This window comes from Psychrobacter sp. 1U2, from assembly GCF_051847575.1.
Genome location: NZ_JBPYDC010000180.1, coordinates 1 through 1510, shown reverse-complemented (window position 1 = coordinate 1510; position 1510 = coordinate 1). Strand labels below are relative to the sequence as shown.

General features: G+C 45.1%; 1 protein-coding gene. It reads right to left on the bottom strand.

Annotation, left to right across the window (positions count from 1 at the left end; all coding sequences use genetic code 11):
• Positions 1-277: 277 nt before the first annotated feature.
• Positions 278-1510, bottom strand: a 1233-nt coding sequence (locus tag ACS8FD_RS14270; RefSeq protein WP_439276346.1) for a DNA translocase FtsK, incomplete at its 5' end; no start/stop codon positions are given.

Genomic DNA, 1510 nt, shown 5'->3' with positions numbered 1-1510 from the left:
GGCAGCATCTAACAACTCTTTAGCGCTGACTTGTCCTGAATTGACCAATTCTGCTAATCCTAGCGCGTCGTACTGAGTATATTCTTTAAACATTTTTGCATCCTTGCTTAGAAATAATTTTACTTATGATCATCAAACCTATTGAGTATATCGGTTTAGATAGCAGACGAATAGACACCTATCAGTACTGCTCTGTTCATTACTCTATTTATTAAAACGAAAAAGCGAGCCACTATTGCGACTCGCTTTTTCTTTTATTAGCCAGATTTACCTGTATTTACATAAGCAACTCACGCTTACCACTTTTACCCATGGAGCTGACCAGTCCAGCCTCCTCCATAGAGTCGACGATGCGCGCCGCGCGGTTATAACCGATACTAAATTTGCGTTGAATGCTAGAAGCAGATACTTTACGAGTCTCCATAATAAAGGCGACTGCATCATTATAAAGATCGTCGTCTTCACCAGATGCACTACCAGCACCACCACCGCCAGGGCTCGACAATTCAAAATTGCCCGCCATGTTGTCGATATAGTCTGGTGCACCGCGTTCACGCCATGCATCGCACACACGGTTGACCTCTTCGTCACTAACGTACGCCCCGTGGACGCGATCTGGCTCAATCTGTCCTGGCCCCAAGAACAACATATCACCGTTGCCAAGCATGTCTTCTGCCCCGCCGCTATCCAAAATTGTCCGTGAATCGACTTTTGAATTAACCCGTAATGCCGCACGTACTGGAATGTTGGCTGTAATCAAACCAGTAATGACATCGACCGATGGACGCTGAGTGGCGAGCATAAGATGAATACCTGCCGCCCGCGATTTTTGAGCCAAACGCGTGATAAGCTCTTCTGCTTGCTTACCGACCTGCATAATCATATCGGCAAACTCATCCGCAACAATGACAATCATCGGCAAGGTTTTAAGCTTCGGTGCTTGGTCAATGCTTACACTGTCGTTAGGTCGCCATAATGGATCAAGCATCGGCTTGCCAGCTTTTTCAGCAGCTATTACCTTTTTGTTAAACTCATTCAGCTTACGCACTTTTAGCAAGCTCATTAATTGATAACGGCGCTCCATCTCAGCCACACACCAAGATAAGCTACTAGCCGCTTCTGTCATATCGGTGACGACAGGCGTTAATAGATGTGGAATGTCATTATAGTTGGCCAGCTCAAGCTGCTTTGGATCAATGAGAATCAGGCGCAAATCATTTGGCGTATATTTAAGTAGCATCGAGAGCAGCATTGAGTTTACCAATACTGACTTACCAGAACCTGTTGTACCTGCAACCAACATATGCGGTGCACGAGCAAGATCAGTAATAATAGGATTGCCACCGATATCTTTACCCATTGCCATGCTGATTTGCGCTTTAGGGTCTTTGTATTTTTCAGTATTTAAAAGCTCAATCAGACGCACCATTTCGCGTTTTTTATTCGGCACTTCGATGCCGATATAAGGCTTACCTGGAATGACTTCGACCACACGTAATGACGCCATAGA